The sequence below is a fragment of the Streptomyces sp. NPDC059874 genome (assembly GCF_042731135.1).
GTDB lineage: Bacteria > Actinomycetota > Actinomycetes > Streptomycetales > Streptomycetaceae > Streptomyces.
Genome location: NZ_JBHWJY010000022.1, coordinates 15,227 through 41,971, shown reverse-complemented (window position 1 = coordinate 41,971; position 26,745 = coordinate 15,227). Strand labels below are relative to the sequence as shown.

Annotated in this window: 20 protein-coding genes; 5 read left to right on the top strand and 15 right to left on the bottom strand. The window is 72.0% G+C overall.

Going from position 1 to position 26,745, the window contains the following annotated elements; all coding sequences use genetic code 11:
• Window positions 1-21: 21 nt before the first annotated feature.
• Window positions 22-2,010 carry a glycogen debranching N-terminal domain-containing protein gene (locus tag ACFV9H_RS15150; RefSeq protein ID WP_385397822.1) on the bottom strand — a complete coding sequence of 663 codons (1,989 nt, stop codon included), beginning with the start codon at window positions 2,008-2,010 and terminating at the stop codon, window positions 22-24.
• A gap of 212 nt (window positions 2,011-2,222) precedes the next feature.
• Entirely contained in the window at window positions 2,223-3,488 is a 1,266-nt protein-coding gene (locus tag ACFV9H_RS15145; protein ID WP_385397820.1) for a DUF4192 domain-containing protein, read from the bottom strand.
• A 124-nt stretch (window positions 3,489-3,612) separates the two neighbouring features.
• On the opposite strand from ACFV9H_RS15145, the gene ACFV9H_RS15140 reads away from it, so the two are divergent.
• Together ACFV9H_RS15140 and ACFV9H_RS15135 are read left to right on the top strand one after the other, a co-directional pair.
• A complete protein-coding gene (locus tag ACFV9H_RS15140; RefSeq protein WP_385397818.1) occupies window positions 3,613-5,772 on the top strand; it encodes a RecQ family ATP-dependent DNA helicase in 2,160 nt (719 codons plus the stop codon).
• 214 nt (window positions 5,773-5,986) lie between these two features.
• Window positions 5,987-6,616: a hypothetical protein gene (locus tag ACFV9H_RS15135; RefSeq protein ID WP_385397816.1), complete on the top strand. Its 630-nt coding sequence runs from the start codon at window positions 5,987-5,989 to the stop codon at window positions 6,614-6,616.
• 233 nt (window positions 6,617-6,849) lie between these two features.
• Here ACFV9H_RS15135 and ACFV9H_RS15130 read toward each other — a convergent pair whose 3' ends face one another.
• The 3 genes from ACFV9H_RS15130 to ACFV9H_RS15120 all read right to left on the bottom strand — a co-directional run bounded on the left by ACFV9H_RS15130 (window position 6,850) and on the right by ACFV9H_RS15120 (window position 9,099).
• Window positions 6,850-7,539, bottom strand: a complete 690-nt coding sequence (locus ACFV9H_RS15130) for a hypothetical protein (protein WP_385397814.1) — start codon at window positions 7,537-7,539, stop codon at window positions 6,850-6,852.
• 8 nt (window positions 7,540-7,547) lie between these two features.
• Window positions 7,548-8,258 (bottom strand): ribonuclease HII, encoded by a 711-nt coding sequence (locus ACFV9H_RS15125; protein WP_385397812.1) that lies wholly within the window; start codon window positions 8,256-8,258, stop codon window positions 7,548-7,550.
• A 238-nt stretch (window positions 8,259-8,496) separates the two neighbouring features.
• Window positions 8,497-9,099 carry a TetR/AcrR family transcriptional regulator gene (locus ACFV9H_RS15120; RefSeq protein WP_385397918.1) on the bottom strand — a complete coding sequence of 201 codons (603 nt, stop codon included), beginning with the start codon at window positions 9,097-9,099 and terminating at the stop codon, window positions 8,497-8,499.
• 151 nt (window positions 9,100-9,250) lie between these two features.
• On the opposite strand from ACFV9H_RS15120, the gene ACFV9H_RS15115 reads away from it, so the two are divergent.
• Complete coding sequence (locus tag ACFV9H_RS15115) at window positions 9,251-10,804, top strand: MFS transporter (protein ID WP_385397810.1); 1,554 nt, start codon at window positions 9,251-9,253, stop codon at window positions 10,802-10,804.
• Window positions 10,805-10,874: 70 nt separating this feature from the next.
• Here the strand turns inward: ACFV9H_RS15115 and ACFV9H_RS15110 are convergent, their stop codons facing one another.
• The 5 genes from ACFV9H_RS15110 to ACFV9H_RS15090 all read right to left on the bottom strand — a co-directional run bounded on the left by ACFV9H_RS15110 (window position 10,875) and on the right by ACFV9H_RS15090 (window position 15,998).
• Complete coding sequence (locus tag ACFV9H_RS15110) at window positions 10,875-12,587, bottom strand: DUF4153 domain-containing protein (RefSeq protein ID WP_385397808.1); 1,713 nt, start codon at window positions 12,585-12,587, stop codon at window positions 10,875-10,877.
• Between the two features lie 232 nt (window positions 12,588-12,819).
• Window positions 12,820-13,734, bottom strand: coding sequence for an ADP-ribosylglycohydrolase family protein (locus tag ACFV9H_RS15105; RefSeq protein WP_385397806.1), 915 nt, complete (start codon window positions 13,732-13,734; stop codon window positions 12,820-12,822).
• An 11-nt stretch (window positions 13,735-13,745) separates the two neighbouring features.
• Window positions 13,746-14,405: a histidine phosphatase family protein gene (locus tag ACFV9H_RS15100; RefSeq protein ID WP_385397804.1), complete on the bottom strand. Its 660-nt coding sequence runs from the start codon at window positions 14,403-14,405 to the stop codon at window positions 13,746-13,748.
• 91 nt (window positions 14,406-14,496) lie between these two features.
• Window positions 14,497-15,102, bottom strand: coding sequence for a YdbC family protein (locus ACFV9H_RS15095; protein WP_319728923.1), 606 nt, complete (start codon window positions 15,100-15,102; stop codon window positions 14,497-14,499).
• Window positions 15,103-15,134: 32 nt separating this feature from the next.
• On the bottom strand, window positions 15,135-15,998 hold the full coding sequence (locus ACFV9H_RS15090) for an arylamine N-acetyltransferase (RefSeq protein WP_385397802.1): 864 nt from the start codon (window positions 15,996-15,998) through the stop codon (window positions 15,135-15,137).
• Window positions 15,999-16,071: 73 nt separating this feature from the next.
• On the opposite strand from ACFV9H_RS15090, the gene ACFV9H_RS15085 reads away from it, so the two are divergent.
• A complete protein-coding gene (locus tag ACFV9H_RS15085) occupies window positions 16,072-17,031 on the top strand; it encodes a DUF1152 domain-containing protein (protein ID WP_385397800.1) in 960 nt (319 codons plus the stop codon).
• A 114-nt stretch (window positions 17,032-17,145) separates the two neighbouring features.
• Here ACFV9H_RS15085 and ACFV9H_RS15080 read toward each other — a convergent pair whose 3' ends face one another.
• Both ACFV9H_RS15080 and nrdR read right to left on the bottom strand, forming a co-directional pair.
• Window positions 17,146-20,028, bottom strand: a complete 2,883-nt coding sequence (locus tag ACFV9H_RS15080) for a vitamin B12-dependent ribonucleotide reductase (protein ID WP_385397798.1) — start codon at window positions 20,026-20,028, stop codon at window positions 17,146-17,148.
• Between the two features lie 145 nt (window positions 20,029-20,173).
• On the bottom strand, window positions 20,174-20,686 hold the full coding sequence (nrdR, locus tag ACFV9H_RS15075) for a transcriptional regulator NrdR (RefSeq protein WP_385397796.1): 513 nt from the start codon (window positions 20,684-20,686) through the stop codon (window positions 20,174-20,176).
• A gap of 468 nt (window positions 20,687-21,154) precedes the next feature.
• Between nrdR and lexA the strand changes: the two genes are divergently transcribed.
• Complete coding sequence (gene lexA, locus ACFV9H_RS15070; RefSeq protein WP_385397794.1) at window positions 21,155-21,949, top strand: transcriptional repressor LexA; 795 nt, start codon at window positions 21,155-21,157, stop codon at window positions 21,947-21,949.
• Between the two features lie 94 nt (window positions 21,950-22,043).
• Here lexA and ACFV9H_RS15065 read toward each other — a convergent pair whose 3' ends face one another.
• The 3 genes from ACFV9H_RS15065 to ACFV9H_RS15055 form a co-directional block, all read right to left on the bottom strand.
• Window positions 22,044-24,014 carry an ATP-dependent DNA helicase gene (locus tag ACFV9H_RS15065; RefSeq protein ID WP_385397792.1) on the bottom strand — a complete coding sequence of 657 codons (1,971 nt, stop codon included), beginning with the start codon at window positions 24,012-24,014 and terminating at the stop codon, window positions 22,044-22,046.
• Between the two features lie 52 nt (window positions 24,015-24,066).
• Entirely contained in the window at window positions 24,067-25,923 is a 1,857-nt protein-coding gene (locus ACFV9H_RS15060) for an IucA/IucC family protein (protein ID WP_385397790.1), read from the bottom strand.
• Between the two features lie 97 nt (window positions 25,924-26,020).
• The gene (locus ACFV9H_RS15055) at window positions 26,021-26,719 is read right to left on the bottom strand and encodes a GNAT family N-acetyltransferase (protein WP_385397788.1); all 699 of its coding nucleotides are present in this window, start codon (window positions 26,717-26,719) and stop codon (window positions 26,021-26,023) included.
• Between the last annotated feature and the right edge of the window lie 26 nt (window positions 26,720-26,745).

The window sequence follows — 26,745 nt, the reverse complement described above, 5'->3', positions numbered from 1 at the left end:
TTGAAGGCACTGTTCTGGAGGCTAGCCTCCCAGTTGGAGCGCATCGGCCGCCTCCTCCACCATTGCGAGGCCCAACCTGCTGATCCGGACTGCGAACGGCTCCCCCGCCACGCGCAGGCCCGAGAGCCGCAGCGCGCCGAGGGGGGCGCCCGGGAGGGGGACGAGGGCGACCGTGCCGGCAGGAGCGTCGGGTCGGATTCCGGCGATGGCGGTCAGCGCGTGGATCCCGGCCGCCGCGGCCACCGCGGCGGGCCGGCAGGCCGCCGGGTGCGGGAGCGGGGCGCCGGTGGCGGTGCGCTGCTCGGCGGCGAACATCTCGGGCAGCCGGTAGCCGAAGGCCTCCGCAGCGTCCAGCAGGCCTCCGAGCAGGCCGGTGGCCTCCCGCTCGAAGCCCGCCTGGGCCAGACCGGCCACCGCCACCGCGCTCTCGTACGGCCGCACCGCCCCGGAGCGATGGCCGAACGGGTTGTGCCCCGGCTCCTTGACGGCCATGCTCCGCAGTCCCCATCCGCAGTCCATGGCGGGGGCGCCGAGCAACCGGGCCAATTGCTCGGTACGCGCCCGATCCAGGAGCCCCTGGGCGAGTCGACCGCCGCCGAGCAGTCCGGTGTCGAGCAGGTGGGCGGCGGCCCCCGTCAGTCGGGGCAGCGGCCTGCCGTCCGGATGCAGGGCCGCCGCGGGCCGGCCGCCGTCCGGGCCGTCGATCCAGAACCCGGCCCGGAACCGCTCCCGCAGCGCCGCCGCGCGCTCCCGCCACTCCTGGGCCCCGGGGCGCCCGCACGCGGCGAGGAGGTCGGCCCCGAGCAGGGCGGCGCGGTGGGCGTGGGCCTGGGTTTCGCAGCGCCGCGGCCCGGGATCGGGGTCGGCCAGGAAGCCGTCCTCCCCGAGCGCGCCGCGCAGCCACTCCAGGCACTTCTCCGCTGTCGGAAGCAGCCGGGCCAGTTCCTCCTCCGGCATCCCCCAGAGCCTGGCTTCGGCGAGCACCGTCGGGAAGGCCAGGGTCGCTTCCGTGCCGGTGCACCCCGGGGGGAGCTGCGGACCCGCTCCGCGCAGGGGCCCGGGGATCTTCCCGGCCTCGGGCTCCCGTCCGCCGTTCTGCGTCCGGGCCAGGATGCGCAGGGTGGCCACCGCGAGCCCGGTGCCGAGCGGCAGCGCCATCCTGGCGGCCCACAGCGCTTCGGCCGGGGCCAGCCCCAGCCGCCAGGGCACGCCCGCCGCGGCGAAGGAGTCGCCCGGCTCGGCGGGGTCCCTCAGCAGCAGCGCGCCCAGGTCTCCCACGCTGGTCCCGAACCACGCCTCGACCCTCGGGTCGTCCCCCTCGGCCCGGGCTTCGGAGAGCGGGTTCGCCACCTGGCCGGCGGGCGCCCGTGTGACGCGGTCCTGCGTGGTCCGCAGCTCGATGGTGCGGGACTCGCCGGGGCCCAGTTCGAGCTGCCAGCGCAGCAGCCCCGCCGAGGCCAGCGCGTCGTCCGGCGGCGGATCGGCGGCCGTGACGGCCTGCGCCTCGCCGTTGCTCCAGCGCAGCCCGGCGGCGTGCACCCCGGCGGGCAGTTCCGGTCCGGCCCGGCCGGCGGCCACCGCGGCCAGCTCGGCCAGGTCCGTGCCGAGCAGCACCTCCACCGGGAGGCGTACCGACCGGGCCGTGAAGCTGCGCAGGGTGATCCGCTCGGTGCCGTCCGCGTGCCGGACCCGTTCCACCCCGATGTCCGGGTCGGGCCCGGGCTCGGCGCCGGTGCGCACCGTCGCGGTGAAGGAGGCACGGTCGGCGCCGAGGCTGCGCCCCTGCACGGCGATCGGGTCCCGACCGCCGACCCGCAGGACGCAGCGCGACAACAGCCGCCGCCCCGAGCGGTAGACGCCGTCGATCCCCCGGCCGGTCAACTGGCCGTGCTCGGGCGAGATGACCAGACAGGGCGCGGCGACGCAGATGACGGAGCCGTGCACGGGCGGCAGCTCGGGCCTGCGGGCGGCGGGCACCCCGGCTGGGCGGGGAGGTGCGGGGTGAGACATGTGTCGCCTTGTCTGCGCTCCGGTCGGTTCGGCTGGGCAGCGGCGCGTCCGGGCCCCCGCCGCCCTCCAGGGGAACGCCCCCACCCCCGCCCGGGTCACGGGCTCCGAGCGGGCCTCGGCGCGCCCGGGGTGAAGCCCGCCCCGCGGGACCAGGCCCAGGGCGCTCCGGATCCGATGCACGGGGGTACGCCGTGAGGGTGGCCGACGCGGGCTCACTGGTCGCTCCTCGCGGTGCGGCGGGACTCGCGGCGGGTGCCGGCCCGGTCCCGCCGGCCGGGCGGACGGGTACCGGCCTTCGAACGCCCGCGTCGTGGCTCCCGGCGCCTGCGCTCCTCCCGCAGGCACTGCCGCAACCCCTCGGGGTCGATGCCTTCGTTGCAGGCGTGGTGGAGCAGCTGGGCGAAGCGGTATTCGGCGTCGGCCCGCAGGGCCAGTCCGAGGGCGATGCGGGCGGTCGGTTCGTCCCCGGTGGACCAGGAGACCCAGCCGGCGAGGGTGAGCGGGGCCGCCGCGTGCTCGCCGTAGGCCCCGACGCAGCGCCGGGCCAGGGCCCGCCACAGTCGCAGGGCGGGGGCCGCTTCCTCGCCCTCCATCCACTCGGCGGCGACGTCCCGGATCTCACGGTCCTGAAGGCCGAGGATCAGCGCCGCGGCCTCGTCGTGGGTGAGCAGCGCGTCGTCCCAGTCGTCGGCGCGGGGACCGCCCTCGGCGGGCGGGGCAAGGGTCATGCGCCGCATCAGGCTCCCGGCCAGGGCGATGGTCTCGGCGCCGACCTCCTCCCTGGTCGCCCCGTCGAGGATCTTCGGGACCAGCGCGGCGGCAGCCCGGTCGAGGGCTCGCTCCATCTCCCCTGCGACGGCCCCGCGCAGCGGTGTCAGCCGTCGCTCGATCTCTTTGAGCGAGCCCCGGACCTGGAGGCCCGCGAAGGTGGCGGCGGCGGCCAGCACCGAGGTACCGGTCGCGGCCAGCGGACTGCCCTCGGCCGGGCAGCAGCGCTCGTCAGGGCAGACGTAGGACCAGAATCGGCCCGCGGAGAGGCAGAGGGCCTCCAGCACGGGCACGTCCAACGCGCCGCAGGCCAGTCGGATCCGCTGGGCGAGCGGGCGCAGCCGCGTCATCACCCGCTGCCCGCTCTCCTCCCCGTTCGGCTCCTGGCAGAGGAAGACGACGATGCCGTCGGGCTTGCCGCCGCGCCGCGCGCTGCCGCGGATCAGGCAGTCCGCGACCTGTCGTGCGGTGTCCTCCCATTCGGAAGGGGTGGCGGGGATGCCGACACGGAGCCGGCCGCCGAAGCGGCCGCCCTCACCGTGCACGGCGACCATGACGAGGGAGTCGGTCGGGTGGAACCCGAGCATGTAGGGCAGCGCGTCGGCCAGTTCGGCCGGGCTGCGCAGGGTGATCTGCGGTTCGGTCGCGGCTCCGGTCGTGCTGACGGAGGGCCGCTCGGACGGGATGCGTGATTCGTGGCTGTTCGTCATGCCATGAAGATCCCGTCGGCGATCCGATCCCGAAAGCCCTGTGGATAACTCTGTTCACGTTTCAACATCCACAGGGTCGGAGTCGCATTGGCGCGATGTCAGAGGCATCGGGTTGCATGGGGGCATGAACGCAGACCTGAGGTCCTCGGCCGACTCCGTACTGGCCCGTCTCGTGGGCGACCCCACGGGCACCGCTCGGCTGCGCGAGGACCAGTGGCTCGCGATCGAGGCCCTCGTCGCGCACAAGCGGCGGGCGCTGGTGGTGCAGCGCACGGGCTGGGGCAAGTCCGCCGTCTACTTCGTCGCGACCTCGCTGCTCCGTGCGGCCGGCGCCGGTCCCACCGTGATCGTCTCCCCCCTCCTCGCGCTGATGCGCAATCAGGTCGAGGCCGCGGCCCGGGCCGGTATCCGCGCCCACACGATCAACTCGGCCAATCCCGAGGAGTGGGAGGGGATCCAGGCGGAGGTGGCGGCGGGCGAGGTCGACGTCCTGCTGGTGAGCCCGGAACGGCTCAACAACCCTGACTTCCGCGACCAGGTCCTGCCCAAGCTGTCCGCCGCGACAGGTCTGCTCGTCGTGGACGAGGCACACTGCATCTCCGACTGGGGACACGACTTCCGCCCCGACTACCGCCGACTGCGCACCATGCTCGCCGACCTCCCGCCCGGCGTCCCGGTGCTGGCCACGACCGCGACGGCCAATGCCCGGGTGACCGCCGACGTCGCCGAACAACTGGGCACCGGAGCCGGCACGGACGCGCTGGTGCTGCGCGGCCCGCTGGACCGCGAGAGCCTGAGCCTGGCGGTGCTGACCCTGCCCGACGCCGCGCACCGGCTGGCCTGGCTCGCCGACCACCTCGGGGAGCTGCCCGGCTCCGGGATCATCTACACGCTGACCGTGGCGGCGGCCGAGGAGGTCACCGCGTACCTGCGCCACCGCGGGCACACCGTCGCCTCGTACACGGGCAAGACGGAGAACGCCGACCGCCAGCAAGCCGAGGAAGACCTCCAGGCCAACCGGGTCAAGGCCCTGGTGGCCACGTCCGCTCTCGGCATGGGCTTCGACAAACCCGATCTGGGGTTCGTCGTGCACCTGGGTTCGCCCTCCTCGCCCATCGCCTACTACCAGCAGGTGGGCCGCGCGGGCCGTGGCGTGGAGCACGCGGAGGTGCTGCTGCTGCCGGGCCGCGAGGACGAGGCGATCTGGCAGTACTTCGCCTCGGTGGCCTTCCCGCCGGAGGAGCAGGTGCGCCGCACCCTCGACGTCCTGGCGCAGGCGGGCCGCCCGCTTTCGCTGCCCGCCCTGGAGCCGCTGGTCGACCTGCGCCGCACCCGCCTGGAAACGATGCTCAAGGTCCTCGACGTGGACGGCGCCGTGCACCGGGTCAAGGGCGGCTGGACCTCGACGGGCGAGCCGTGGGTCTACGACGCCGAGCGTTATGCCTGGGTGGCCCGCCAGCGGGCCGCGGAGCAGCAGGCGATGCGCGACTACGCGGCGGGCACCGGTTGCCGGATGGAGTTCCTGCGCCGCCAGCTCGACGACGAGGAGGCCGCGCCCTGCGGCCGCTGCGACAACTGCGCCGGGGCCCGGTTCACCGCGGACGTCTCCACCACCGCGCTGGACACCGCACGCGGCGAGCTCGGCCGGCCCGGTGTCGAGCTGGAGCCCCGCAAGATGTGGCCGACCGGCCTCGCGGCGGTCGGGGTGGACCTCAAGGGACGCATCCCGGCCGGGGAGCAGGCCTCGACGGGCCGGGCCCTGGGCCGGCTGTCCGACATCGGCTGGGGCAACCGGCTGCGGCCCATGCTCGCGCCACAGAATCCGGACCAGCCAGTTCCGGACGACGTGACGCAGGCCGTGGTGGCGGTCCTGGCCGACTGGGCCCGAGGCCCCGGTGGCTGGGCCTCGGGCGCGCCGGACGCACCCGCGAGGCCGGTGGGCGTGGTCGCCCTGCCCTCGCGCTCCCGGCCCCAGTTGGTCGGCTCACTGGCCGCGCGGATCGCGGAGGTTGGGCGGATGCCGTTGCTCGGGACGTTGGAGTACACGGATCAGGCCCCGGAGTTCGGACTGCCGTCCTCGAACAGCGCCCAGCGGGTGCGCGGGCTCCACCAGGCCTTGACCGTTCCCCCCGCCCTGGCCGAGACACTCGCGTCGGCAGCGGGTCCGGTGCTCCTCGTGGACGACCGCGCCGAAAGCGGCTGGACCCTGGCGGTGGCCGCCCGACTGCTCCGACGGGCGGGCGCGCGCGGGGTGTTCCCCCTGGTGTTGGCGCTCCAGGGGTAGCCGAATGCGTCATCTCCGGCGTGGCGGGGCAAGGATATGAACGGCATACCGATGGATTCCGGTCGACGGCGGCAATTGCTCGTTGCCGCACGGTCGGAGGCCACGCGAGAATTGGAGTGCTCCCGCTCGGCTCCCCGGCACCCTCCAGGGCCGCGCTGCGGCGCGCCCGAACTCAGCAGTGCCCGTCCGCGGGCGTGTACCCGAAGGGAGGACCGTGACCTTCGGATCCGCCCCGCCCTCGACCACGTCGCTGACAACGGCCACCGGTGGCACCAGCCGGCACGGCAGGCTGCTGGAACCCGCCGAATGGACGGCGTCGGGCATTCCCCTGCTCCGCAATCCGCGCGAGGTCGTCAGCGGGCTGCACTCCCGGCACACACCGGTGCCCTCGACGGCGGTCATCGCCGTCCTCGGCCCGGAGGAGCAGCTCGTGGCGAGCGCCTCCTTCGTGCAGCGGTCGGTCTCGGCCGACGGCTGGGAGTACCGCAACGCCCTGCTGTCCCGGCTGCGCCGGGTCCTCCCGCACGACCTGCGGCGACGCACCCCGGTGCGGACCGCGGTGTTGCTCTACTGCCGCGAGGGCGACGAGCGGTGGACCGAGGAGGACGGCGCCTGGATGTGGGGGCTGCGTGACGCCTGCACCCTGCACGGGCTGCGCTGCGGCGCGTACATCACTCTGACTCGCGGCGGCTGGCAGGTGCTGGGCGAAGGCCGGGGCGGCAGGCGGCCCAGCTCCGACTCGCGGCCGCAACGACTCGGCGACACCGCGGCCGAGTTCGCCCCGATCGCACTGCACACCGTCGGCGGCGCGGCCGAGGCCCTGCGCCGGACCGCGGCCCGCTGACCGCGCCGCCGGACCGCAACACACCGACCGCAACACACCGACTGCCGCACACTCGACCGCCGCACATCGACTCGCGCGCATCGACCTCCGCGCGCCGACCATCCCACCGCGGGCCGCCGGGCATGCCCAACGGCCGTACACCCTGGAGCGGGCGTACGGCGGATCAGGCCTCGGGCTTCAGCGGGGCGGGCTCGCGCCTGCCCCGCCCCACGCCCTCACCGGGTTACGGGGCGTCAGACGCCCGCACCCAGCACGGAGTTGATCTGCTGCGGGTCGCCACACACGATCAGCAGCGCACCAGCGCGCGCGAGCGCGACCGGCAGGGTTCCGACCAGCATGTCGGCCTCTCCGCCGTTGGCCGCGAGGACCACGACGGGGCGTCCGGCGGCACGCTGGAGCTGCGCCGCGTCCGCGTAGAAGACGTCGTCCCCGGCATCGTGGAGGGCCCAGTACGCGGCCTCGCCGAAGGACAGCTCGTGCGCGGCCCACGGGTGCGGGTCCCCGGTCGTGAGCACCAGGATGTCGCCGGGCGCGCGCCCGGTGTCGAGCAGCAGGTCCACGGCCTCTTCGGCCGCGTCCAGCGCGCCCTCGGCGGAGGCCGGGATCAGCTGGATCTGCGGCACCGCCGCCGAGACGGACGGTGCGGTGGGAGCGGTGGGGGCCGCGGGAACGGGTCCGGGGGCGGCCTGCGGCGCACGCTGCGCGGGCGGTGCGGGCCGGACAGGACCGGGGCGTCCGGGCCGCGGTACGGCTACGGGACGCGGACCAGGTACAGGGCGGGGGGTCGGCGCGGTGCGGCCGGCGGCCGGCGTGACGCGGGGACCCTGGGCACTCTCGTGAATCTGAGGCTCCTCGAAGGCGGGGTGAGAGGCGGGTTGATGTCTATCAAACACCGGTACGAAACGTACCGGCCGGTGGCACATGGGTGCGATCAGAAATCGAAGCCGAGTTGGCCTCCGTTTTCCAGCTCCATCGACTCCTCGCTGCGGCGCACCTTCTTCAGGTGGCGCCACCGGGGCAGCGCGTCGAGGTACGACCACGAGAGCCGGTGGTACGGAGTGGGCCCCCGTTCCTCAAGTGCCGCCCGGTGTACGGGCGAGGGGTAGCCGGCGTTGGCGGCGAAAGCGAAGTCTTCGATTCCGTCGCCCTGTTGGCCGAGTTCGGCCATCATCCGGTCGCGCCGGACCTTGGCGATCACCGAGGCCGCGGCGACGGCGACGCAGGACTGGTCACCCTTGATCACCGTTCGAACCCGCCAGGGCGGGCCGAGATAGTCGTGCTTGCCGTCGAGTATCACCGCGTCGGGCCGCACCGGGAGGGACTCCAGGGCCCGCTCCGCGGCGAGCCGCAGGGCGGCGGTCATCCCCAGCTCGTCGATCTCCTCCGGGGAGGCGTGCCCGAGGGCGTACGCGGTGACCCAGCCCTCCAGGACCTCGACGAGGGCATCGCGCCGCTTGGGCGTGAGCAGTTTGGAGTCGGTGAGCCCCGCGGGCGGCCGGCGCAGACCGGTGATCGCCGCGCACACGGTGACGGGACCGGCCCAGGCCCCTCGTCCGACTTCGTCGACCCCGGCGATGACCCTGGCGCCGGTGGTTGCACGGAGGGAGCGCTCGACGGTGTGGGTGGGTGCTTCGTACGGCATGGCGCCAGCAAGGTTACGCCGCCCCGCGCCGCCTGCACACCCCGGCCCGCCTCCAGCTCCGGCGCGGCCCGCGCCGGAGCCCCCGCAGGCCTGCCGCGAGACTCCCGCCGGGCCGCCGCGGGACCCCCGCCGGGGCGGCCGCGAGGCCGCCACCAGGCCGCTTCCCCGTCGCCCCCACCACGCACCCGGGCCGCTTCCGCGCCGCCTCCGCTCCACCGGCCGGGCCGCGCCCCACGTCTCACACCCTGAGCACCGGCACCATCACCTCATCGATCATCGCCCCGATCTCCGAGTCCTCCCATTCGCTTCCGCGCACCTTGGCGCCGTACATCAGCAGCGCCGGAATGACGTCCACGACGAACGGACTCGTCGCGTCCGCCCGCACCTCACCCCGCTCGATTCCGCGCCGCAGCAGCTTCCTGATCAGCTCCTGCGCCGGCTCGTGCAGCCCCGACCAGATCACCCCGTGGAAGCGGTCGGCATGTACGTGGTCGCATTCGTGAAGCACCGACCGCAGAGCAAGCCCGGCCCGCGACGCCATGACGTCACGCATCCGCACGCACAGGAAGAAGAGGTCCTCCCGGATCGACCCGCGGTCGGGGATCTCGCCGATCGGGGGCAGGCCGGACCGCAGCACATCGGCCACCAGGTCCGCTTTCGAGGGCCAGCGCCGGTAGAGCGCGGCCTTGCCCGTCTGCGCGCCCGCCGCGACGCCCTCCATCGTGAGCGCGTTCCAGCCGACCGTGCTGAGTTGTTCCAACGCGGCGTCGAGAATCGCCCGTTCGAGTTCGGGACCTCGCCTGCGCCCCGGAGACGCCGCCGACCAGCGCGAACCCACCATCATCTGAACCTCCCACCGGCCCGTGCGCCCACCGCGCGCCCCTCGCGCACATTTTCAGCCTTAGTGAACGCTTGCGTTCCCTAAGGCCTGGCTCCTACCGTAGACGGCAGTGAACGGATGCGTTCACTATTTCACTTTGGGGGGATCCTCAGTGACAAGCTCTCAACTCGCCACACCCCGAATATCGGGCGCGGCCCGCCGGGAGGGACGCCCCGGAGTGGCGCTGGCCGTCATCGCCGCATGTCAACTCATGGTCGTCCTCGACGCGACGATCGTGAACATCGCGCTCCCGCACATCCAGACCGCCCTCGCCTTCAGCACCACCGACCTCTCCTGGGTGCTCAGCGCCTACACCCTCACCTTCGGCGGCCTGCTCCTGCTCGGCGGCCGGGCCGGCGACATCCTCGGCCGACGCCGCGTCTTCCTGACCGGAATCCTGCTCTTCACTCTGGCCTCGCTCCTCGGCGGCTTCGCCCAGGAGCCCTGGCAGCTGCTCGCAGCCCGCGCGTTGCAGGGCGTCGGCGGGGCCATCGCCTCGCCGACCTCGCTCGCGCTGATCACCACCACGTTCGCCGAGGGCCCCGAACGCAACCGGGCCTTCGGGGTGTTCGCCGCCGTCTCCGCCGGCGGTGGCGCGATCGGCCTGCTCGCGGGGGGCATGCTGACCGAGTGGCTCGACTGGCGCTGGGTGCTCTTCGTCAACGTGCCGATCGGCGTGCTGATCGCGGTCCTCACCCCGCTGTACATCAGCGAGTCCGAACGCCACCCCGGCCGCTTCGACATCGCCGGAGCACTCACCTCCACCGGCGGCATGGCCTCGCTCGTCTACGGATTCATCCGCGCCTCCGAGGACGGCTGGCGCGATTCCCTCACCCTGGGCTCGTTCGCCGCGGCGCTCGTCCTGCTCACGCTGTTCGTGGCCATCGAGTCCCAGGCCCGCGAGCCGATCATCCCGCTGCGCATGTTCGCCGACCGAAACCGCGCCGGCACCTACGTGATCATGCTCAGTCTCGCCGCCGCGATGTTCGGCATGTTCTTCTTCATCGTCCAGTTCGTGCAGAACGTGCTGGGCTTCACCCCGATCCAGTCCGGGCTCGGCTTCCTGCCCGTGACCGTCGCCATCGTCACGGCGGCCGGCCTCTCGCAGCGCTTCCTGCCGCGCCTCGGCCCGAAGCCGTTCATGGTCACCGGAAGCGCCCTCGTCGGCGCCGGGCTCACCTGGCTGACCTTCATCCGGACCGACTCCTCGTACGCGTCCGGGGTGCTCGGGCCGATGCTGCTGTTCGGCTTCGGCATGGGCCTCAACTTCGTGACGCTGACCCTCACCGCCGTCTCCGGCGTCGAGCCGAGGGAGGCCGGGGCGGCGTCCGGGCTGCTCAACGCCAGCCAGCAGGTCGGCGGCTCGCTCGGCCTGTCCATCCTGGTCACCGTCTTCGGCACGGCCACCCGCAGCGAGGCCGAGAAGCAGACCAAGGCCTTCATGGCCCAGGCCGATCCCGGTCAGCTGGCCGCCGCCAAGGAGTCCGGTCGACTGCCCGACTACTGGGGAGACCTCGTGCTGGCCCACGGCATCTCCACGGCGTTCTTCGCCGCCGTGGCGATGGCGGGTCTGGCCCTGGCCACCGCCCTGCTGGTGATCCGGGTGCGCAAGAGCGACCTGGAGGCCCTGAACGGCTCCGCCGCGAAGGCCGGTCCGGCCGCCTGAGCACGACCGGTCGTACGAAGGGCCCTGGCCCGGGAGGATTCCCGCGCCAGGGCCCTTCGTACGCGAACTGCTAGTACTCGATACGGCTCCCGAAGGCGCCGAGGCGTGAGCACTTCTCGTACGAAACGGTCACCGGCCGCTCCCGCAGGATCTTCCGGGCCCGGTACTCGCCCAGGCTCATCGCGTACCAGGGGACCTCACCGGCCCGCGCCATCTCGTCGTTGATCCCCCGCAGGGCGCAGGACCGCTGCGGCTCGGGCAGCCCGTCGAGGGCGGGTACCGCGTCCGCGGACAGGGACTGGAAGTAGGCGAGGTCGATCTTGTTGTCGGCCTTGTAGCGCGCCACGTTCCGCTCGGCGACCATTCCGTCCGGGGACAGCAGGCCGAAGGCCAGGACGGTGGCGGCCGCACTGCCCGCGACCGCGCGCGGCAGCCATCGCGCGCCCAACACCCCTGCCGCCATGATCAGTACGATGACCAGCCCGAGCCACAGCTCCATCGCGGCCACCGACACGCGCAGCCGGGTCAGCCCGTACGCGTCCACGTAGAGGTCCATCCGGCGCAGCGCGGAGGCCACGACCACCAGCGTCAGCACGCACAGCACTCCGAGGACTACGCGGACGAAGCGGCGGTCGCCCGCTCCGGCACGCGGGGCCCAGCGCAGGGCGAGCGCGATGACGACGAGGGTGAGCAGGGTGGCCCAGAGCAACTGCCAGAAGCCCTGCCGGGCGTACTCGGCGTAGGTGAGGCCGGTGCTGCTCAGGACCTTGTCGTAGCCACCGAACAGGACCGCCAGCTGGACGGCGTTGAAGCCCGCGAAGAGCAGGTTGAGCACGATGAGCGGAAGCGCCCATTCGACGCGGGAGCGCGGCTTGCCCGGGGTGATCTCGATCCGGTCCCAGCGCAGCGGGGCCGCGGCGGTGCGCGCGGCGGCGATCGCGAGGACGGCACCGAGGACGAAGAGGGCGGTCCGGGCGGGCCCGTCCCCGACGGAGACGTCGGGCATGAGGTCGCCCAGCAGATCGGCGAAGGCGGCGTCGGCGGAGGCGAACAGCGTGCCGAAGAGCACCAGCAGCGCCACGGCCACGACGGCCGCCTTCACGATCGGCAGCCAGCGGTCCTTGCCGATCCCCCCGCTGCGCGCGCGCAGACCCGCCCAGGCCCAGCCGGTGCCGGTCACGGCGGACTCGACGAAGCCCAACGGGCTCAGCAGCACCCCGTGCCAGGTGCGGCTGCCGTGCAGAGCGAGCGCGCCGAGCAGGATGGCGGCCAGTATCGCGAGCGTGGCCGGCCAGGCGGAGTCGCGCAGGGCCGGCACGACGAGGAGGGCGAGGCAGCCGACCGCCCAGACCAGGGTCCAAGGGCGGGGCGCCCGGCGGGCCGTGCGGGCGGCGACGTACGCGGCGACGACCGCGGGCAGCACCGCGAGCGGCAGGCCGGGGCCGAGGCCGTCGCCGAGGAGCAGCGCGGCGGCGAAGCCGGCCGCGAGGGCCGCGACGAGCGTCGCGGTCCGCACGGGAGCGGCTTCGGCGGGACGCACCCGCACGACCCACGGGGGTGGGGCGGAGGCCCTGGCGAGGGATTCGGCCCGAGCCCGCTCCTGGTGCGCCTGCCAGGCGTATCGCGCGGCGGCCTCGGGAGGCAGCGCGGGCGGCGGCAGCGCGGCACCGGGGGACCCTCCGGACGGCGCACCGACCGCCGGCCCGGTCGCTCCGGCGGCCGGCGTGGCCCCGGCGGCGGCCTTCGACTCGGCTGCGTCCATGCCGTCGGTGTTGTCTGACATCGGTCCCTCCCCTGTCGGCCGCCCCGGGCGTTCAGGAGGGGCGGCGAAGCGGACAGCGTAGGCCGGTGCCAGGCAGTTTTGAACAGGCTCAAAAGGCCCTGTGGCAGGACCGTGACAATCGGAACGGAGCATCCCGTCAAGGGCGCCCCCGGCCGAGTCGCACGCCCTCGGCCCGAGTTGGAAGCCCACGGCGCGTCGGCCCCCGGGCCAGGTGCCACTTTGACGACAGGGCCTAGCTCGCCGCCCTCGGCAGCCAGGTCGGCAGGGCCTCCGTGCGCGCGAGCCACGCGGCCGGCAGCACCTCCGTGCCGCTCGCGCCCAGCACGCCGCCGACGATGGCGCAGGTCGTGTCGACGTCGCCACCCACCTGCGCGGTGGTCCAGAACGCCCGCTCGTAGTCGTCCAACGAACGCGCCGCCGACCACAGGGCGAAGGGCACGGTGTCGTGGGCGCTCGTGCGCCGCCCACAGCCCAGCACCGCGGCGACCGTGGTCGCGTCGCCGTAGTCCAGCATGTCCCGCGCCCGCCGCAGGCCGGCGCCCACCGCGCTGCGCGGCACCAGGGCGATCACCCCGTCCAGCAGGTCGGAGGCCTTCGGCGGACCGGCCGGATCCGCCGCGAGCGCGGCCGCCGCGGCGACGGCCATGGCCCCGCACACCGCCTCGCGGTGCTGGTGGGTGGTGTAGGCGGAGATCTCCGCCTGGTGCGTGGCCTGCTCCGGGTCGTCGGCGTACCAGGCACCGAGCGGGGCGATGCGCATGGCGGCGCCGTTTCCCCAGGAGCCCTGCCCGTTGAACAGTTCGGCGGCCAGCGTGCGCCAGTCCTCGCCCTCCCGGATCAGACGCAGCATCCGGTTCACGGCCGGCCCGTAGCCCCGGTCGAAGTCGTGGTGGTGGGCGAAGGAACTCGCGAGGGCGTCCTGGTCGATGCGGCCGTGCTCGGCCAGCACGGCCACCACCGAGCAAGCCATCTCGGTATCGTCCGTCCACTGCCAGGTCTCGGTACCGGCGGGCAGTTCGCGCCGCTTGAGCAGCGGGTAGTTCACGGGGACGAAGTACTGGGAGCCCAGGGCGTCACCCAGCGCCAGCCCTCTGAGGCTGGACATGGCGCGTGCGTAGCGCCGTTCGGGAGTGGAATCAGGGGTCATCGCGGGCCACTCTAGCCGTCGAGGTCATAAGGCTCGGGTGTGGTCCACCGCTCAAACGGGCGGTCCATCCGGTACCGGCCGTCCGGTCCGCGCACGAGCATCCTGAATTCACCGTTCCCGGGGTTGGACAGGGCCTCGAACTCGGCCACCGACCAGTGGAACCACCGCATGCAGAACAGTCGCATCGTCAGCCCGTGCGTCACCAACAGCACGTTCTCGGGGTGGTCCGGGGCCTCGAAGCTGCGGTAGAGGCTCTCCAGGAAGGCCCCGACCCGGTCGTACACATCGGCACCGGACTCGCCCTGCGCGAACCGGTAGAAGAAGTGGCCGTACGCGTCCCGGTACGCCTTCTGGAGCCGTACGTCCTGCCGGTCCTGCCAGTTCCCCCAGTCCTGCTCGCGCAGCCTCGGCTCCTCGCGCATCCGGACCCTGGTCGGGTCCAGCCGCAGTTCCCGGAAGGTCTGCAAGGTCCGCCGGTAAGGGGATACGTACGCGCTGATCGTCTCGTCGCCGAACAGCTCGCGCAGCCGCTCGCCGGCCGCCGCGGCCTGCTCGTGCCCCTTCTTGGTCAGCCGCAGGGCGTGGTCGGGCTCCCGCTCGTACACCGAGTCGTCGGCGTTACCTTCCGATTCCCCGTGCCGGACAAGGACGATGCGACGTGGTCGAGACATCCCATGACCCTATTCGGCCACCGGCGGGCCGAGTCACGGGCACGCCGGTCAGCCCTCGAGCCCCCACGCCGATCGTCGTACGGCCATACCGTCACACGGTCCAGGAGGGTTCCAGGTCCACGACGTCACCGGTGAGGGCTTCGACATCGGCCTGGATCTGGGCGCGCAGGGAGAGCCGCTCCACCCGCTCCTGCCGGTACTTGCCGTGCTCGGCGGCCGCGTGCCACATCGACAGCACCAGGAACTCCCGGCCCGGGGCCTCGCCGAACAGGCCCCGGATCATGCCGGGGGAGCCCGCCATGGCCGGATTCCACACCTTCTCCTGCATCAGGGCGAAGTGGTCGACCCGGCCCTCGCGGACCCTGGTGTGCGCGACGCGTACGACGTCGGCGTCGGTGAACCTGGGCTCGAAGCCCGTCTTCACGTCGAAGCGGTGGTCGAACAGGGTGACGCGCAGGTCGGTGTAGGTGCCGTTCTGCGCGGCTGCCAGCCGGTCGTGGCTGCGGGCCATGAAGGAGTCGTAGAAGGAGCGGCTCTCCCAGAACGCGAAGACATGCGCGACTCCCTGCCGGCCCCGGCTCCAGCCGCCGCCCTGCCCCCGGAAGCCCGGCTCGCCCGGCAGCCCCGCCCATTTACGCTGCCCGCGCTCGAACCCGCGTCGGTCCGTCACCGTGCAGCGAATCCACTTGACCAGCACTGCGCCATCGTACGGTCCCGGCGGGGCCCGGGTCAGTCCCCGGCGCGGTGGATCCGCACCACTTCCGCCCCGTCCCGCTCGGACAGCCGAAGCCCGAACTCCCCGTCGAGCACGGCGAGCAGCTCGTCCGGCGCCACGCTCTCCCGCTCGACCCGCCCGTCCGGAAGCAGCCGGGTGAGCTCCCTCCCGACAAGGGCCAAGCGGGCACGGTCGCCCGGCCGCTGCACGATGACCCGCGACACGAAGGCGGAGCGCGGGTGCGAGGAGCTGTAGTGGTTCAGCAGGACGTAGTCGACGGGGTGGTAGCGCTGCGGGGAGAACGCGTACAGGTCCCGCCAGGTCCCCTCGCGCAGGAAGCACAGCACGAGGATGCCGTCCTGCTCCTCGCGGACGCGGTACGTCCACTCCCCCTGCCTCACCTCGACACCGGGCCGCGCCAGCGGGACGGGCTCGCAGGGCCCCTGGTAGCCGAACCCGGCGTCACACAGCCACGGTTCACCCTCGACCGTGACCACGAGAACGGCGTGCGTCACGGCCGTCAGGGAGTCCCCGCGGGTGCGGTTGCGGGCACCGCGCCCGGAAACCTCGAAGCCGATCCGCTCCAGGGCGGCGGCCAGCAGCGAGTTCTGCTCGTAGCAGTACCCGCCGCGGCGGGCGTGCACGAGCTTGCCCTCGATCGCCTTGACCTCCAGCTCGACGGGGCGGCCGAGCAGCACGTCCAGGTTCTCGAAGGTGAGGGCGGCGGTGTGGGCGCGGTGCACTTCGTACAACGTCGCGAGGTCCGCCCGGAGTTCCCCGCCCCCGCCCGTATCGCCCCGCACGCCGATCCGCGCCAGGTACGCGTCCAGATCCAGCTCGTCACCGCTCCACATGACTCCCCCGTCCCTCCGTGACATGCGTCGTCACGGTGCCACCATTTGCCGTGAAATCCCGGGGCGTCATCGCTTCCCACCCCGCACAATGATCGCCATGACGGCCCTGCACACCAACCCTCTCTTCACCCGCCTCGCGGACGCCGAACGCATTCTGGTCGCGGGCGCGGGTGGTGGCTTCGACATCTACTCCGGGCTCCCGGTCGCCCTCTCCCTCATGCACCAGGGCAAGGAAGTCCACCTGGCGAACCTCTCCTTCAGTTCCCTCGCGGGCCTGCCCGTCGACGAGTGGGCGGCCCCCGACCTCGCGGCCGTCACCCCTCGATCCGCGCCCCGCCAGGCCTACTTCCCGGAGCGGACGCTGGCCCGTTGGCTGGAGATCCACGGCTACCCGGCCACCGTGTACGCCTTCCCCCAGATCGGGGTGCAGCCGCTGCGCGCCGCCTACCGGGCCCTGATCGACCTGCACCGCATCGACGCGGTCGTGCTCGTCGACGGGGGCACGGACATCCTGATGCGGGGCGACGAAGCGGGGCTCGGTACCCCCGAGGAAGACCTGACCAGCGTCGCGGCACTGGCCGCGCTGGACGACGTACCGGAACGCCTCGTCGTGTCGGTGGGCTTCGGGGTGGACGCGTACCACGGGGTCAGCCACGCGCTGGTGCTGGAGAACATCGCGGCGCTCGAGCGCGACGGTGCGTACCTCGGCGCGTTCTCCATACCGCGCGCCACCCGCGAGGGCGCCCTCTTCCTGGATGCCGTGGCACACGCCCAGGACCACACCCCGGACCGCCCCAGCATCGTGAACGGCTCGATCGCCGCCGCCGTCCGCGGCTCGTTCGGGGACGTCCGGTTCACCACCCGCACCAGCGGCAGCGAGCTGTTCGTGAATCCGTTGATGTCGCTGTGCTTCGCCTTCGACCTGCCGGGCCTGGCCGCGCGCTGCCTCTATCTGGACCGTATCGAGGACACCCACCTGATGCGCCAGGTCCATTCGCGGATCGCCGAATTCCGCGAGGACCTCGTCACCCGTCCGGCCCGCCGCATCCCGCACTGACAGAGACGACGAAGGGAGGGGCGCCGGCCCAGGGCCGGCACCCCTCCCTCACGGAGGTCATGCTTCGGGTTCAGCTACGTCGAACGCCGCGTCCGACGTGGCTCGCGCCCGGTTTCAGCTGCAGCCGCTGGTGGAGCCGCAGCCCTCGCAGATGTAGCAGGAGCCGGCGCGCTGCATCTTCGTACCGCACGAGAAGCAGAGCGGGGCGTCGGCGGAGACGCCGAGCTGCATCTCGACCAGTTCGGCGTTGCTGTGCGCCGTCTTCGGGGCCGGGGCGGCCGCGACCGGCTGCGGAGCCGACGGCACCGCGGCGAGCGGGGCCGACTGGGCCAGCGACTCGGTGTCCAGCTCGTCCTCGAGGGGCTCGTACGAGCCGGTCTCCAGGTGGCGCTGGCGCTCCTCGGCGGTGTGGATGCCGAGGGCCGAGCGGGTCTCGAAGGGCAGGAAGTCCAGCGCCAGGCGGCGGAAGATGTAGTCGACGATCGACTGCGCCATCCGCACGTCCGGGTCGTCCGTCATGCCGGCCGGCTCGAAGCGCATGTTGGTGAACTTCGAGACGTAGGTCTCCAGCGGCACGCCGTACTGGAGGCCGACGGAGACGGCGATCGAGAAGGCGTCCATCATGCCCGCGAGGGTCGAGCCCTGCTTGGACATCTTCAGGAAGACCTCGCCCAGACCGTCGTCCGGGTAGGAGTTGGCGGTCATGTAGCCCTCGGCGCCGCCCACCGTGAAGGAGGTGGTGATGCCCGGGCGGCCCTTGGGGAGGCGCTTGCGGACGGGACGGTACTCGATGACCTTCTCGACGGCGGCGCGGATGGTCTCCTCCGTCTTGGCGGTGACCTCCTCCTTCTCCTCTTCCTTCTTCTTCGCGGAGAGGGGCTGGCCGACCTTGCAGTTGTCGCGGTAGATCGCGAGCGCCTTGACGCCCAGCTTCCACGCCTCGAAGTAGATCTCCTCGATCTCCTCGACGGTCGCCGTCTCCGGCATGTTGACCGTCTTCGAGATCGCGCCGGAGATCCAGGGCTGGATCGCGGCCATCATGCGGACGTGGCCCATCGCGGAGATGGAACGCTCGCCCATCGCGCAGTCGAAGACCGAGTAGTGCTCCGGCTTCAGGCCCGGGGCGTCGACGACCACGCCGTGCTCGGCGATGTGGGCGACGATCGCCTCGATCTGCTCTTCCTGGTAGCCCATGCGACGCAGGGCCTGCGGAACGGTGCCGTTGACGATCTGCATCGAGCCGCCGCCGACGAGCTTCTTGAACTTGACCAGGGCCAGGTCCGGCTCGACACCGGTGGTGTCGCAGGACATCGCGAGACCGATGGTGCCGGTCGGCGCGAGGACGGAGGCCTGCGAGTTGCGGAAGCCGTTCTTCTCGCCGAGGCGCAGGACGTCCTGCCAGGCCTCGGTGGCCGCGGCCCAGATGGAGTTGTCGAGGTCCTCGGTGCGCGGCGCGACGGCGTTGGCGTCGGCGTGCTGCTTCATGACGCGCTTGTGGGACTCGGCGTTGCGGGCGTAGCCGTCGTACGGGCCGACGATGGCGGCCAGCTCGGCGGAGCGCTTGTACGCGGTACCGGTCATCAGCGAGGTGATCGACGCGGCGAGGGTGCGGCCGCCGTCCGAGTCGTACGCGTGGCCGGTGGCCATCAGCAGGGCGCCGAGGTTGGCGTAGCCGATGCCCAGCTGGCGGAAGGCGCGCGTGTTGTCGCCGATCTTCTGCGTCGGGAAGTCCGCGAAGCAGATGGAGATGTCCATCGCGGTGATGACGAGCTCGACGACCTTGGCGAAGCGCTCGGCGTCGAAGGACTGGTTGCCCTTGCCGTCGTCGTTCAGGAACTTCATCAGGTTGAGCGAGGCGAGGTTGCAGGACGTGTTGTCCAGGTGCATGTATTCGCTGCACGGGTTCGACGCGGTGATCCGGCCGGACTCGGGGCAGGTGTGCCAGTTGTTGATCACACCGTCGTACTGGATGCCCGGGTCGGCGCAGGCCCACGCGGCCTCGGCGAGCTTACGGAAGAGCGCCTTGGCGTCGACCTTCTCGATGACCTCGCCGGTCATGCGGGCACGCAGGCCGAACTCGGTGCCGTTCTCGACGGCCGTCATGAACTCGTCGTTCACGCGGACGGAGTTGTTGGCGTTCTGGTACTGGACGGACGTGATGTCGTCGCCGCCCAGGTCCATGTCGAAGCCCGCGTCGCGCAGGGCGCGGATCTTCTCCTCTTCCTTCACCTTGGTCTCGATGAAGGCCTCGACGTCCGGGTGGTCCACGTCCAGGACGACCATCTTGGCCGCGCGGCGGGTGGCGCCGCCCGACTTGATCGTTCCTGCGGACGCGTCGGCGCCACGCATGAAGGAGACCGGGCCGGAGGCGTTGCCACCGGAGGAGAGGAGCTCCTTGGAGGAGCGGATGCGGGAGAGGTTCAGGCCGGCGCCGGAGCCGCCCTTGAAGATCATTCCCTCTTCCTTGTACCAGTCGAGGATCGACTCCATGGAGTCGTCGACGGCCAGGATGAAGCAGGCGGAGACCTGCTGCGGCTGGGGGGTGCCGACGTTGAACCACACCGGGGAGTTGAAGCTGAAGATCTGGTGCAGGAGGGCGTACGTGAGCTCGTGCTCGAAGATCTCCGCGTCGGCGGGCGACGAGAAGTAGTCGAAGTCCTCGCCGGCCTTCGTGTACGTCTTCACGATCCGGTCGATGAGCTGCTTCAGACCGGTCTCGCGCTGCGGGGTGCCGACCGCGCCGCGGAAGTACTTGCTGGTGACGATGTTGACCGCGTTCACCGACCAGAAGTCGGGGAACTCGACGCCGCGCTGCTCGAAGTTGACCGAGCCGTCGCGCCAGTTGGTCATGACGACGTCACGGCGCTCCCAGCTCACCTCGTCGTAGGGGTGCACGCCCGGGGTGGTGTGGATGCGCTCGATACGCAGGCCGCCCTTGGCAGCCTTGGTCCCCTTGGCGCGGGAACCACGTGCCGAGCCGCTCGCCGTCTCTGTCATGCCGCTTCCTCCCATATGCGGGCAAAAACGCCCTAAAGTGCCAGCGCTATTCCGTGGCACGGTGTTGTGTATCTGTATCTACGTCTCTTCGCTCGACTGACCGGCCACACCGCGGTGCGCGAGCACTGCGGCGAAGGCCGTCCGGTCAGCCGGCGGCGGAGGCGGGCACGGGGACCGAACCGGTCCCACCGGGCTCGCACTCTTCGGGATGAGGCCGCCGCTCGCGCAGTTCCACGATGGCGGTCTCGAAGTCTTCAAGGGTGTCGAACGCTTTGTAAACGGACGCGAAGCGCAGGTACGCGACCAGGTCGAGCTCCTGCAACGGGCCGAGGATGGCCAGACCCACGTCGTGGGTGGTCAGCTCGGCACTCCCGGTGGCGCGCACCGCCTCCTCGACCCGCTGGCCGAGCTTGGCGAGGGCGTCCTCGGTGACCGGCCGCCCCTGGCACGCCTTGCGCACGCCGGAGATGACCTTGGTACGGCTGAAGGGTTCGGTCACCCCGCTGCGCTTGATCACCATCAGCGAGGCCGTCTCCACCGTCGTGAAGCGACGGGAGCAGTCGGGGCACTGACGGCGCCTGCGGATCGACGTGCCGTCGTCCGTGGTGCGACTGTCGACGACGCGGCTGTCGGGGTGCCTGCAGAAGGGGCAGTGCATGGTTCCCTCACCCTCCCTCTTGGCACGACTGAATCACCCCACGTGGCCCCTGAACGACAGGAGACAGGCTCTGTCGGGGGCTCGTGAAGCAGCCACAAGCATATGCGATGTCGGGACCCCCGGCAGACCGAGGACCACAACTTCTGGGTGGCAGCGCCTATCCAACCACTAGATCTTGGGTTGTGACGGATTTACCCCACTCCGCGTGTCGCACCGTCCGATAGCCGGATACGGGGCTCCGCGGTGCCACACTTGGCGCAGCCCTGCCGGTGGCGACCCGACCGGGAAGGGTACCGTAAGCAGCGGACACCGAGCCGAACCCGCGTTCGGTGGACCGAGCGTCTATACACCCCTCGAAATACACACGCAGGACGATCTGCGATTTTTCACTCGAACGTGTGTTTGGCGCAACCTTTCGAAAGCTACTACCGTTGTCCAGCTAGGGAGAACATTTCGAGAGGGGCCGACGTGACCACGACCGCAGACAGTGCCACCATCACTGCCCAGAACCGCTCCCAGAGCCGACTCGAGCCGGTGCATGCCATGAACGACGCAAACCTGAACCCGGAAGCGGACCCCGTGGTACGCCCCGCGCGCTCGCTGCCAGGTCGACCTCCAGGCATCCGCGCCGACAGCTCCGGGCTCACGGACCGGCAGCGGAGGGTCATCGAGGTCATTCGCGACTCCGTGCAGCGTCGGGGTTACCCGCCGTCCATGCGGGAGATCGGCCAGGCCGTCGGTCTGTCGAGCACGTCGTCCGTCGCCCACCAGCTGATGGCTCTGGAGCGGAAGGGCTTCCTGCGGCGCGACCCGCACCGCCCCCGCGCGTACGAGGTCCGCGGCTCCGACCAGCCGAGCTCGCAGCCCACGGACACCACGGGCAAGCCCGCCGCGTCCTACGTTCCCCTGGTCGGTCGGATCGCGGCCGGCGGCCCGATCCTCGCCGAGGAGTCGGTGGAGGACGTGTTCCCGCTCCCCCGCCAGCTCGTGGGTGACGGCGAGCTCTTCGTCCTCAAGGTCGTCGGCGACTCGATGATCGAGGCCGCCATCTGCGACGGCGACTGGGTCACGGTCCGTCGCCAGCCGGTCGCGGAGAACGGCGACATCGTCGCCGCGATGCTGGACGGCGAGGCCACCGTCAAGCGCTTCAAGCGCGAGGACGGCCACGTCTGGCTCCTCCCGCACAACTCCGCCTACCAGCCGATTCCCGGCGACGAGGCGACCATCCTCGGCAAGGTCGTGGCGGTACTGCGTCGGGTCTGACCCCCGCGCCTCCATCCAGCCCCCGGGACCCACTGCGCCGGTCCCGGGGGTTGTTGTGTGTGGAGTGGAGCCGCCATGGAGCCGGTTCGTCCGGCTACTTCCCGTCGGCCTTCGCCGCGGCATCGATCGAGGCGAGCGAGCGGCGGGCCTGGTTGCGGTCCGTGGTGTACCAGAAGTCCGGCAGCGTGGCCCGCAGGAAGCTCCCGTACCGGGCCGTGGCCAGCCGGGGGTCCAGCACGGCGACGACGCCCCGATCGCCCATGGCCCGTACGAGGCGCCCCGCGCCCTGCGCCATCAGCAGGGCGGCGTGGGTGGCCGCCACGGCCATGAAGCCGTTGCCCCCGTGCTCCTCCACCGACTTCTGGCGGGCGCTCATCAACGGGTCGTCGGGGCGCGGGAAGGGGATCCGGTCCATGACCACGAGCTGGCAGCTGGGGCCGGGCACGTCCACGCCCTGCCAGAGCGACAGCGTTCCGAACAGGCAGGTCTTCGGGTCGGCCGCGAATGCCTTGATCAGCTCGCCGAGCGTCTCCTCGCCCTGGAGCAGGATCGGGTTGTCGAGCCGGCCGCGCAGCTCCTCGGCGGCCGCCTTGGCGCCGCGCATCGAGGAGAACAGCCCGAGGGTGCGGCCGCCGGCGGCCTCGATCAGCTCGGCGAGCTCGTCCATCATGTCGCCGCGGGTGCCCTCGCGGCCCGGTGTGGCCAGGTGCTTGGCGACGTAGAGGATGCCCTGCTTCGGGTAGTCGAAGGGCGAGCCGACGTCCAGCCCCTTCCACGCCGGTACGTCGTCCCCTTCGACCCCTTCCGGGGAGAGCCCCAGCGAGGCCGCGACGCCGTTGAAGTCGCCGCCGAGCTTGAGGGTGGCCGAGGTGAGGACCACCGAGCGGTCCTCGAACAGCTTCTCGCGCAGCAGGCCGGACACCGACAGCGGGGCGACGCGGAGGGTGGCGCCGAAGCGGTCGTGGCGCTCGTACCAGACGACGTCGTACTCGGAACCGTTGGTGATCCGCTCGGCCACCGTGTGGATGCTCTCCACCGCGGCCAGGGCCTGCTTGCGGACGGCGTCCTCGTCGTGGACGGACTTGTCGCGGGTCGCGCCGATCGCGGAGATCACGTTCCGCGCGGCGTCCCGCAGGGCCATCAGCGCGTAGCCGAGGTCTTCGGGGATCTCCTCCAGGCGGCCCGGGAGCGCCAGCTCCATGACCCGTTCGAAGGACTCGGAGGCCGTCTGGAGGGCGTCCGCGACCTTCTCGTCGACGAGCTTGGCCGCACGCTTCACGGCCCGGTTGACCTGCCCGGGGGTGAGCTCGCCGGTGGCGACGCCGGTCACCCTGGAGACCAGCTCGTGGGCCTCGTCCACGATCAGTACCTCGTGCTGGGGCAGCACGGGGGCGCCCTCGATGGCGTCGATGGCGAGCAGGGCGTGGTTGGTGACGACCACGTCCGCGAGCTTCGCCCGCTCGCGGGCGGCCTCCGCGAAGCACTCGGCCCCGTACGCGCACTTCGTGGCGCCCAGGCACTCGCGGGAGGAGACGGAGATCTGTCCCCAGGCCTTGTCGGAGACGCCCGGGGTGAGGTCGTCGCGGTCGCCGGTCTCCGTCTCGTCGGCCCAGTCGCGCAGGCGCAGCAGGTCCTTGCCGAGCTTGCTCGTGGGGGTGGCCGCCTCGAACTGGTCGAAGAGGCCCTCCTCCTCGTCCTGCGGAGCGCCCTCGTGCAGGCGGTGCAGGCACAGGTAGTTCGACCGGCCCTTGAGCATGGCGAACTGCGGGCGGCGGCGCAGCTGCGGATGCAGCGCTTCCACCGTCCGGGGCAGGTCGCGCTCGACGAGCTGCCGCTGGAGGGCGAGGGTCGCGGTGGCCACGACCACCCGCTCGCCGTGGGCGAGGGCCGGCACCAGGTAGCCGAGCGACTTTCCGGTGCCGGTGCCGGCCTGGATGAGCCGGTGGGAGTTGTCGTCGATCGCTTCGGCGACGGCTTCGGCCATGGCCACCTGGCCGGGGCGCTCCGTACCGCCGACGGCGGAGACGGCGGCGTGCAGCAGGTCGGGGAGGGAGGGCTTCGTCATAGCACTGCCAACCCTACGGGGCCCCACCGACAGTGAGCGCACCGGCGAAGAATCAAGGCCGGTACAAGGGGTTGGGTACGGTGCCGTGCTGCACGGCGTGCGGGCGGTCGGGGCGGTCGCGGTAGCCGTCCTCGTAGAGCCGGTTCCGGTTCAGGCAGAGGCGTCCGATGCGCTCGCCGAGCAGGTCGAAGAGCTCGTAGCGGTCCTTGAGCTCCGGGAAACGGGCTTGGTGGCGCACGATCTCCGCCCGTACGAGGGACCAGAACTCGGCCTCCGGGACGTCGAGGCGGTCCTCGCACAGGGCGGAGAGGTAGCGGAAGACGCCCACGAAGAGCCCGGAGTGGATGAACTGGGGCAGGAAGTCGGCGGGCTCGGTGAGGAGGACGGAGCGGACCTCCTCGGGCAGGGAGGCCAGCTCGGGCAGCGGTTCGTCGCTGATGTTGATGTCGTCCACGAAGTCCTTGACCGCCAGCCGGACGGGCACCTCGTGTTCGTCGAAGATCACGACGGCGTTCTCCCCGTGCGGGGAGAAGACGGTGCCGTAGCGGTAGAGGAAGTGGAGCAGCGGGGGCAGGACGGCGGCGAAGAGCCGCTGGAGCCAGACGGTCGCGGTCAGCCCGGACCGGGCGACGAGTTCCGCGGTGAAGGAGCGGCCGCGCGGGTCGGTGTGGAGGAGCGAGGCGAGCGTGCGGGCGTGCTCGCCTGGGGCGAGCCGGCCGGTCAGGGGCTCGCGCCAGATCGCGCCGAGCAGCTCCTTGTACTGGTACGGGACCTCGGGCAGCTCCTCGTAGACGGGGTGGCGGACGGTGACGGAGGCGACCTCGCCGAGCAGGATCACCCCGCATTCGTCGCGCAGGAAGGGGTCGCCGTCGCGGAGGGAGTGGATCCAGGCGGTGACGGCGGGGGCGGCGAGGGCCAGGTCGGAGGGCAGGCCCCGCCAGACCATGGTGTTGAAGACGGAGAGCGGCAGCTTGACGCTGTGCCGGTCGGGGCGGGTGAGGTTGAGGAAGGTACGGATCGACTGCTGGGGCAGGCGCACGTCGGGGTCGGCGGGGAGCGGGACGAGGATGCCGGCGGCGAGGGCCGGGGCGAACAGCGGGAGGACCACCTCGTCCCACTGCCAGGGGTGGACCGGGAGGTAGAGGTAGCCGAGCGGGTCCAGGCCGCGGTCGCGCAGGGTCTGGTCGAAGGCGGCTCGGGTGACGGGATCGAGCTCGGCGGAGTAGAGGCGGGCGGGGTCCTCCAGGCCGGCGGTGCCGCGGTAGGCGGCGAGCGAGGTGTGGGCGGCGAGCCAGGGCAGCCGCTGACGGACGCGTGCCTCGGGGGCCCAGGCCGCGGTGTCGGAGGCGGAGAGACCGATGCGGCCCTTGTTGAGGACGAGCCAGGGGTGGCCGGTCTGGTGGCCTTCGAGTGCGGCGTAGTCCAGATCCGCGAGGACGTCGGCGGTGAGTGCGGTGTGCTCGATCCGGGCGTCGGCGGCGAGGGTGGCGCTGAGCTCGCGGACGAGGTGGCCCAGCGTGGCTCCGTCGATTCCGAGGAGGGTGCGGGCGCGGATGAGGAAGGTGTACGGGTCCCCGAAGGCGGTCGGCGACTGGGTGGAGGGCGGCGGCGGGGTGAGCGTGATGGTGTCCGGGCTGACGTGCCAGCTGCCGTACGCGCGGCGGCGGGCCCGGAAGCCGAGGCTGCTGCCGTCGTCGAGGCTCAGTGTCCAGGCGTCACCGGCCCGGGAAGGGGCGGGAACGGGGCTGATGATCTCCTCGTAGGCGAACTCCGAGAGCATCTTGGCGAGCAGCTTGCGAGCTGCGAACTCCCAGGTGGGGCCGTTGAGTTCGGGTGGCGTACAGGGGTGTTGGGGCGAGGGCGGCACAGGTGGTTCGGTGGCGGCGGGGGCTGTGGGGAAATTCGGCACGGGTCTCCTCGGGGCTCGGGAACTTTGCCGCGTGGCGCGGAGTTTTCGAAGGGAGAGGTGCGAAGCGGCGGAGCGGTCGGGGCCTGCGGGGCGGCAGTCAGAGGAGATTGCGCAGCGCCCGCTCCCGGATCATCAGGGCGGCGCGCTTCTCGGGAAGGTCGATTTCCGCGAAACAGCGGAAACCTGAACCCAGGAAGGCTGATACGGAGGGGGTGTTGCGGATGTCCGGTTCCGCGATGACGCGTGTGCAGCGAGGTCGGTTGTCGAGCACCAGGTCGGCGACGGCGCGCAGCAGTGTGGTGCCCAGGCCCCGGCCGCGGTTCGTGCCGTCTCCGATCAGCAGGTGGATACCCGTGTCGTGGGGGCACGCCGGGTAGTACCGGGACAGTGGATCGAGGTCGGCCCGGTAGATCTCCCAATAGCTCATCGGCGTGCCGTCGAGGAGGCCGAGGCAGGGGATGCTGCGGCCGTCCCCGTCGACCTGCGCCCGTAGGTGGGCCTCGGTGACGGCTGCGGGGCCGGCGAGCTCCCAGTAGGCGTCCACCTCGGGATCGTTCATCCAGCCGGTAAGCAGCTCCAGGTCGCGTTCCGGTCGCACGGGTTCGAGGCGGAAGGTGCCGGCGGGTGTGTCCGTGCTGCCCCAGATGGCCGGGGAATCGAGCAGGTCCGCCTCGGCGAGCAGTGGCAACAGGTCAACGGGGAGCCGTAGTTCGACGGTGTCGTCGATGGCGCGGAGGTTGCCGAACGCGCGGTTGGCGGAGCCGACCGGATCGGCAGGTGTTTCGGTGGAGGGCATCGGGGGCTCTTCTCCGTGTCAGTGCT

What these genes read in the sequence shown, in the direction of transcription:
- ACFV9H_RS15150 (WP_385397822.1), bottom strand. Translation starts at nt 2,010, where the DNA reads ATGTCTCACCCCGCACCTCCCCGCCCAGCCGGGGTGCCCGCCGCCCGC.
- ACFV9H_RS15145 (WP_385397820.1), bottom strand. Translation starts at nt 3,488, where the DNA reads ATGACGAACAGCCACGAATCACGCATCCCGTCCGAGCGGCCCTCCGTC.
- ACFV9H_RS15140 (WP_385397818.1), top strand. Translation starts at nt 3,613, where the DNA reads ATGAACGCAGACCTGAGGTCCTCGGCCGACTCCGTACTGGCCCGTCTC.
- ACFV9H_RS15130 (WP_385397814.1), bottom strand. Translation starts at nt 7,539, where the DNA reads ATGTGCCACCGGCCGGTACGTTTCGTACCGGTGTTTGATAGACATCAA.
- ACFV9H_RS15125 (WP_385397812.1), bottom strand. Translation starts at nt 8,258, where the DNA reads ATGCCGTACGAAGCACCCACCCACACCGTCGAGCGCTCCCTCCGTGCA.
- ACFV9H_RS15120 (WP_385397918.1), bottom strand. Translation starts at nt 9,099, where the DNA reads ATGGTGGGTTCGCGCTGGTCGGCGGCGTCTCCGGGGCGCAGGCGAGGT.
- ACFV9H_RS15110 (WP_385397808.1), bottom strand. Translation starts at nt 12,587, where the DNA reads ATGTCAGACAACACCGACGGCATGGACGCAGCCGAGTCGAAGGCCGCC.
- ACFV9H_RS15105 (WP_385397806.1), bottom strand. Translation starts at nt 13,734, where the DNA reads ATGACCCCTGATTCCACTCCCGAACGGCGCTACGCACGCGCCATGTCC.
- ACFV9H_RS15100 (WP_385397804.1), bottom strand. Translation starts at nt 14,405, where the DNA reads ATGTCTCGACCACGTCGCATCGTCCTTGTCCGGCACGGGGAATCGGAA.
- ACFV9H_RS15090 (WP_385397802.1), bottom strand. Translation starts at nt 15,998, where the DNA reads ATGTCACGGAGGGACGGGGGAGTCATGTGGAGCGGTGACGAGCTGGAT.
- ACFV9H_RS15085 (WP_385397800.1), top strand. Translation starts at nt 16,072, where the DNA reads ATGACGGCCCTGCACACCAACCCTCTCTTCACCCGCCTCGCGGACGCC.
- ACFV9H_RS15080 (WP_385397798.1), bottom strand. Translation starts at nt 20,028, where the DNA reads ATGACAGAGACGGCGAGCGGCTCGGCACGTGGTTCCCGCGCCAAGGGG.
- nrdR (WP_385397796.1), bottom strand. Translation starts at nt 20,686, where the DNA reads ATGCACTGCCCCTTCTGCAGGCACCCCGACAGCCGCGTCGTCGACAGT.
- ACFV9H_RS15065 (WP_385397792.1), bottom strand. Translation starts at nt 24,014, where the DNA reads ATGACGAAGCCCTCCCTCCCCGACCTGCTGCACGCCGCCGTCTCCGCC.
- ACFV9H_RS15055 (WP_385397788.1), bottom strand. Translation starts at nt 26,719, where the DNA reads ATGCCCTCCACCGAAACACCTGCCGATCCGGTCGGCTCCGCCAACCGC.